Below are 7,088 nucleotides of genomic sequence, written 5' to 3' on the forward strand. Positions count from 1 at the left end.
GATGATGTTGGTGCCGCCAAGTGTTTCTACCGCGGAAAGTTTTTTTACCACGGCATTTCTTTTAGCCATTAAAAGCATGCCATGGGAGAGTGCAATTGTTGTAACAATCGGAAGTCCTTCCGGAAAGGCTGCTACAGCCAGTGCTATAGCGCTTTCAAATATCAGCATCCATCCCTTTTCCTGAAATACACCCGTTGCTGCAAATACAGCAGTCATGATTAATGTAATCCATATTAATTTTTTACTTAAGCTGGTTATTTTTTCATCCAGCGGTGTTTTTTTATTTTCAGATTTTTCTACCAGCGATGTAATGGTGCCAAGCTGTGTATCTTTTGCTATGGCAGTAATCAACGCCTTTCCGTTTCCATTGACAACAGACGTTCCCTTGAACACCATATTATGCTGGTCACCTAAACCTGTTCCAGCAGGGAGTTGTTCCGGATTCTTTTCAGCCGGCATAGATTCACCTGTAAGCGATGATTCATCACATTTTAATTGATTGGATTCAATGATGCGCGCATCGCCTGGAACGATGTCTCCGGCTTCCAGCAAAATAAGGTCACCTGGTGTCGTATTTTCTGCAGGTATTTCCTGTTCGTTTCCATCGCGGATTATTTTTGTTTTTATAACATCCATTTTCTTCAACGCATTCATGGAGTTTCTTGCCTGAAGTTCCATGAAAAAACCGATAACCGCATTGATAAGAATAACAACTAATATGGCAGCAGTTTCTATTAAATCTTTGAAATATAAAGACACGGCTGCAGCTGCTATAAGTAAATAAACAATAGGGCTTTTAAACTGTAGTAAAAAAATGATCCAAATACTTTTTTGTTTTTGAGCTTCATAGATATTCGGTCCGAATTCCCGGATTCGTTTATCAGCTTCCGAGTTAGTTAAACCTTTTTCCGGATCGGTTTGGAGATCTCGTATAAGTGTGTCGGCAGATATTGTAAATGGATCTTCAATCGGGTATTTTATACTCATAGCTGAAAGGGGATTTTTTTGTAAGCTATAAGCTCATGGAAGAATAGTTGTTACATAAAAAGCGTTTTTATTAGTATTTTATTCATGTGTATTTTATATAAATATTTTCAGATATTATGGAATTATTAAGGTGCTGTTTATGTTATATATTTGTACTCAAACCCAGCTACATGAGAACCATAAAGAAACTATGTATTATAACGGCTATTATAGCATTTCTGCCTTTTGTTGCGCATAAAGCCCTAAGTGCAGATGATGATAAAAATACCGTGCCCAAAGCAACTAATATAAGCGGTCTGAACCCGGAAGTATACGCGTATGCATTGAAAGGATTTAATTCCATCCAGGATTCTCTGCATAAGAACTTCAGGTATCTGGCTGTAGTGGATTTCTCTAAACCTTCTACAGAAAGAAGATTCTATTTGATTGACCTGACAGATACTTCATTGGTTTGCACAGATTATGTTTGTCATGGTAAACATTCAGGAGAAAATTATACTACAAGTTTCTCAAATGAGGCCGAGTCAAACAAATCCAGCTTAGGGTTTTATATGTTATCTGAAAGTTATATGGGCCAGCATGGTTTATCCATTCGTATGGATGGCCTTGATAAAGGGTTTAATGATAATGCACGCAAGCGTGCGATTGTAATGCATACAGCAGATTATGCTGATGGAAAGCTATGCAAGGAGCAAGGGAGGTTAGGACGTAGTCTGGGATGTCCGGCGTTACCTGCAGGAACATTTAATACTATTGCACCACAGGTAACCAACAATGCATTGATCTTTCATTACTACCCCGATACAAATTATTTAAACACATCGGTTTGGTTGCATTGACTAAGTTTAGTAACTTAGGTATATATGTACAAACCTCTAGTAATACTTCTTTTGGCGGCTGCTGTTAGCAGTGCCTGTTCAAAGAAGACAATCCCTTCCAAGCAGGTTACCGTTAAGGTGCCGGATGTTATTACAAATCCCGTTTCCGTTTTTACGAAGGATGGGTTTGAATCCAATAAAGATTTTATTCATCAGAAAATACAAAAAGCGGATTCAACGGGCAATGGCATCGTTGCTAATTCTTATATATATAACTATACCAATCCTGTTTTTAAGATTTATGAGAAAAACAGTTATGAGCCTTTCTGGTCAAACCAAAAAAGGGTAGAAGATGCTATGGCCGTCTTAAAAGCAAGTGAACAGGAAGGCCTGAGTCCGAATGATTATAACTGTAAATTACTGGAATCTATTTATGCTGCCGCGCTAAAAGATAATAAAATAGATGAAGCAGAAGCATTGGACATTGAGCTGATGCTTACATCATCCATGTACAAGTATGTACATCATTTGTATTCAGGTAAGCTTGATCCGGTAGCAATTTATCCGGAATGGAACTATCAGCGGCCATCCAAAGAATTGATTACAGATTCATTACTGTCAATTTTTTTTAATAAAAATGTAGATCAGATACCGGCTCGTTTTCGTCCGGAAAACTATTTTTATAAGTCGTTAAAAAACGCTCTTATTCATGCGGACTCGCTGGAGGCAAAAGGCTTTCCGGAAGAAAAGATCGATTTCACCGGTAAAAAACTTGTTAAAGGAGATACATCTTTTGTTATACTGCAAATTAAACAACGCCTGCAGGCGACAACAGAATACTCGTTTGCGGAAATGAATAATACATTTGATGAACAATTATATCAGTCTATCAAAATTTTTCAGCAGCACGTTGGCTTACACCCTACGGGTGTCATAGATAAGACCACAATTGCCAGATTGAATTATACACCTGCACAATTCCGTAATACAATCCGGGCCAATATGGAGCGCTGTCGCTGGCTGTCAAGAGAATTGCCCGACGAGTATATTGTCGTTAATATTCCGGATTATACACTCACGCATTTTAAGAATGATAAGATTGTATACAACGAGACAGTTATCGTTGGTAAGCAGCTCAATCAGACACCGGTTTTTCAGGCAATCATTGTCAATGTAGAATTCAATCCGTACTGGACAGTACCAAGATCCATCGCTGTAAAGGAATTGTTACCTTCGTTGAAAAAAGATCCGGATTATCTCAGCAAGCACAATATGTTTTTGTTTGATGGAGATAAGGAAATTGCACCGCCGGCTTCTTTTGAAGGTTATTCTGATAGCTATTTTCCTTTTACCATAAAGGAAAAACCGGGACCGCAGAATTCACTGGGTCAGGTGAAATTTTCTTTCCCGAACCCGTATTCTATTTACATGCACGATACGCCGGCAAAATATTTATTCGATAGTGATATACGCTCCTTTAGCCATGGCTGTATACGTCTGCACAATCCGATTAAATTTGCAGATCATTTATTATCACCTCAGGGAGTAACAGAGAAGCAAATTGATGAAATCGTGCAATCGACCGAAAATTATGTGATGGCCCTCGAAACAAAGATGCCTATTATGATCAGCTATTTTACCTGTTACGCAAAAAAAGGCGATAGCAGAATGTATTTTTTTTATGACGTATATGAAAGCGATAAGAAAATTATTGACGCATTAACGAAGTAAATCTATTTTTCAGGGAATAAGCTTATTTCAAATAACTATATTGCAGTACTTTAATATTGATTATGTAGATAGCATTTATGAAGCGTTATATTCCTATTTTACCTGTTTTTATTTTTTTGATTTTAGTTGTGTCATCTTGTTCAAAAGAAGGAAAAGGTGAAGCGGAACAAGCAATAGAAGGAAACATATCTAAAGTAGATGCATTTGATTCTATAAGAGATTCTGTTCACAAAGAGCTTTCTATATTTTTCGATGTAGATACAGTAGGCTATAAAGACGACACAGCAAAAAATAGCAGTTGGTTATTTGACCTCAATAAAATCTATAAACGAAATGAATATCAACCATTCTGGTTATATCAGGAACGTATTGAAAAAGCACTTATGCTTTTGCATAATGCCCATTCAGATGGATTGAATCCTGAAGACTATTCATATAGTGATTTAAAAGAAAAATATGCTGAATATTTAAATAGAAATATAACTACAGATGAAGCATTAAGATTTGAACTTAATATCACAAGGGCAACATACTTTTATATTAAACATTTATACAAGGGTAAAGTTGACCCCCGTACCATTTTTCCCAACTGGAACTATAAAGAACCTGCATCAGAAATTATTTCAGATTCTATGCTGGTGTGTTATTTTACCAGCAACCTGGATTCATTGCCTTCAATCCTACGCCCGAAATACGAGATCTATGAAGCATTGCGTGAAACGCTGAAGCAGGTGGATAGCCTCGGCGGACAAGCCATTTACCAGGAGAAGATTCCTTATACTGGACGCACGTTGGTAAAGGGAGATACTTCTTATACTATCCGCTCCATTAAACAACGTTTGCAATCTACGTCTGAATATAATTTTGATTCACTCAATAATATATTTGATGAACAGTTATATGAATCGATTAAAATATTTCAGATACATGTTGGTGTTACCCCTTCGGGTAAGCTGGATAAAAAAACGATTGATAAGTTGAATTTTACTGCAGCTGAAGTACGTGCAGCTATTCGTGTTAATATGGAACGTTTCCGGTGGCTTCCAAGTGATTTACCGCACGAGTTTATTTTAGTGAATATTGCTGATTACACCTTACGTCATTTTGTTGAAAAAAATGTCGTATATGAAGAGTCTGTCATTGTCGGCCGGGAATATACATCTACGCCTGTGTTTGAGGCAATGATGACTTATATAGAATTCAATCCGTACTGGACAGTGCCGCGTTCTATCGCAGTAAATGAGATGCTTCCAGCGTTGAAAAGAAATCCGGATTACCTGCGGTCTCATAATATGAATCTGTTCAGGGGGAATACACAGGCGGCAATTCCTAATTCGTTCAGTTCCTATACAGCTGACAATTTTCCGTTTACCATTCGTGAAAATCCAGGACCTAAAAATTCACTCGGACAAGTAAAGCTGATGTTCCCAAATCCATATTCCATATACCTGCACGATACACCTGGTAAATATTTATTCCAGCAGGATGAACGTTCTTTCAGTTATGGCTGCATACGCTTAAAAGATCCGCTGAAGTTTGCTTTACATATCCTTTCCAGGCAAGGTATAACACAGGCCCAGATTGACAAGATCATTCGTGATAAAAAGAATTATGTGATTACGCTGAAAGAAAAAATGCCAGTGATGCTTACTTATTTTACCTGTTATTCGAAAAAAGGTGACGGGCACTTATATTTCTTCAAGGATATTTATGGAAAAGATAAAATGATTATTGAGGCCTTAAATGCAGCAGTTAAATTATAATGACATTTATTTCTTTTGAAAAAGATAAATGTTCTCATGGTTGAAAATAGTCGTGTATGTTTGAGGGATATTTTCCTTTTCAAGATCATCTTTGAGAGCAAAAATATATTCAGAATCCGTATTAATTCCTTTTCTTTTAGCCTTTGTCAGATAATTCATATCATAAACATCCCGATAATAATTTATGGACGGAGTAAAGAGCCAGTTATTTGAAATCGTGATACTATTTTCCGGACGGTGAGCAGTTTTATTTTCCTGATTAATTAAAGCCATCATCTTTTTTGTGCAGGAATCATAAGGCCATTCTTTTGTTTGATAGAAGCTTAATGTTCTACAGAAAAACAACATCAATGGAATGATAAGAAGTACAGATATTATTGTTACTGCTATATCGCTTAGTTTACTTTTGGCTGATACTTCTGAAAATAAATAAAAGACAACCAATGCAAATAAAAGTACAAATACCAACCCCGTTCTGTTAATAGGATACAAGGAATCCAGAAATGTATGTTGAAATATAGTTGCAAGTACTACCAAGACAAAAATTAAAACTGACTTTGAAAGTGGTGTCAATTTTTTATTTCTATTTATAAATACATAAAGAATCGAAATTATCAATAACGTAATCATTGTATACAAAATGATAAAATTAGTTCTTTCTGTTGCTTTATACGATTTATTAAGTAAGCTCAAAACAGTGTCGTGTATAAATCCTGTATTGCCACCATAATATAATTCATTATTTGCTTTCAGTATCAATAATTGAGAGACCAGGCATGAAAGCAAAGCCACATTCACTAAAAGAATAATTGCCAGGGTGGTAATCTTTCTCTTATTTAATTCAATTGTTTTTGTGCGTATGCCCGATAAAAGTTCGATGCCGAACACGAGCATTATTGCAATATTTAAATTTACATACATGAGATTTGAATATGCCGCCAGGATACTGAAAAATAAGGATATACATAAATTGTTTTTATATTGACCATATGTATCAAAGTCTCTCTCAAACAGAAAATACAGAGCCGCCAAAGAAAAGCCGATTGCCAGCCCGTATCCGCGACATAAACTGAAATAGTCCAACAGATAGGAATTTAAAAGTAGTAATGCGGTTCCCAGCAGCATTAAGATTATCTTATTTTTTTTTGTTATAATCTTGTAAGCAAAATATAAATACAAGGCGAAAGCAATTACATTGGGAAGTCTTAATGAGAATTCGCTAAAGCCGAATAGAAAACTGCATACCGATGCTAGAAAAGTATTTAATAGGTGATTATTTGCAGTGTTTTTAAAATGACTGTTTTTTGTTATAATAGTGTAAGTAAGGCTTTCATCATGTGTAAATGAAATGTTCCATGCCCTGATTGCTATGTAAATAAACGCACCGAAGAATAAAAAAAGTAAAAAATATTTTGAATATTTTATAACTGAGTCGTGCAACATGATTTAAACCTAAACAGAAAAGCTTATAATTGAAAATAGTATTATAAGCAAAGGTATTTAAAAAAACGCTAGCAACCATGTTATTTTAAATAGAATCAATAGTCTGTTAGCATTCTATTTGATGATTATTTTCTAAAATCTAATCCGGCATCTTTCAAAGCAGCTTTGAGTTTAGGTAATGAAGCAGGTCCCATACCATGTAAGGCCATGATTTCTTTTTGTGTATGTTGTGCAAGTTGCTCAACTGTTTTTATGCCGATAGATGCTAAGGCTCTACCTGCAGGCGCGCTCAAGCCGGAAAGAAAGCCTGATTTAGGTTTTCTTTCAGCTTCACAAACCGGACAAG

General features: G+C 35.9%; 6 protein-coding genes. 3 read left to right on the forward strand and 3 right to left on the reverse strand.

What is annotated here, in order from left to right; all coding sequences use genetic code 11:
* The coding region (locus tag ACTHJT_RS00590; protein ID WP_440235613.1) for an HAD-IC family P-type ATPase at nt 1–987 on the reverse strand (987 nt) is incomplete at its 3' end.
* Nucleotides 988–1,157: 170 nt separating this feature from the next.
* On the opposite strand from ACTHJT_RS00590, the gene ACTHJT_RS00595 reads away from it, so the two are divergent.
* The 3 genes from ACTHJT_RS00595 to ACTHJT_RS00605 all read left to right on the forward strand — a co-directional run bounded on the left by ACTHJT_RS00595 (nt 1,158) and on the right by ACTHJT_RS00605 (nt 5,299).
* Entirely contained in the window at nt 1,158–1,826 is a 669-nt protein-coding gene (locus tag ACTHJT_RS00595) for a murein L,D-transpeptidase catalytic domain family protein (RefSeq protein WP_440235615.1), read from the forward strand.
* A gap of 24 nt (nt 1,827–1,850) precedes the next feature.
* On the forward strand, nt 1,851–3,536 hold the full coding sequence (locus ACTHJT_RS00600) for a L,D-transpeptidase family protein (protein WP_440235617.1): 1,686 nt from the start codon (nt 1,851–1,853) through the stop codon (nt 3,534–3,536).
* A 77-nt stretch (nt 3,537–3,613) separates the two neighbouring features.
* Nucleotides 3,614–5,299: a L,D-transpeptidase family protein gene (locus tag ACTHJT_RS00605; RefSeq protein ID WP_440235618.1), complete on the forward strand. Its 1,686-nt coding sequence runs from the start codon at nt 3,614–3,616 to the stop codon at nt 5,297–5,299.
* Nucleotides 5,300–5,305: 6 nt separating this feature from the next.
* Here the strand turns inward: ACTHJT_RS00605 and ACTHJT_RS00610 are convergent, their stop codons facing one another.
* Nucleotides 5,306–6,478, reverse strand: coding sequence for a hypothetical protein (locus ACTHJT_RS00610; protein ID WP_440235619.1), 1,173 nt, complete (start codon nt 6,476–6,478; stop codon nt 5,306–5,308).
* Between the two features lie 389 nt (nt 6,479–6,867).
* A partial coding sequence (locus ACTHJT_RS00615; RefSeq protein WP_440235621.1) for a DNA-directed RNA polymerase subunit alpha C-terminal domain-containing protein occupies nt 6,868–7,088 on the reverse strand: 221 nt, incomplete at its 5' end.

It is taken from the genome of Cytophaga sp. (assembly GCF_051961495.1).
GTDB lineage: Bacteria > Bacteroidota > Bacteroidia > Cytophagales > Cytophagaceae > Cytophaga.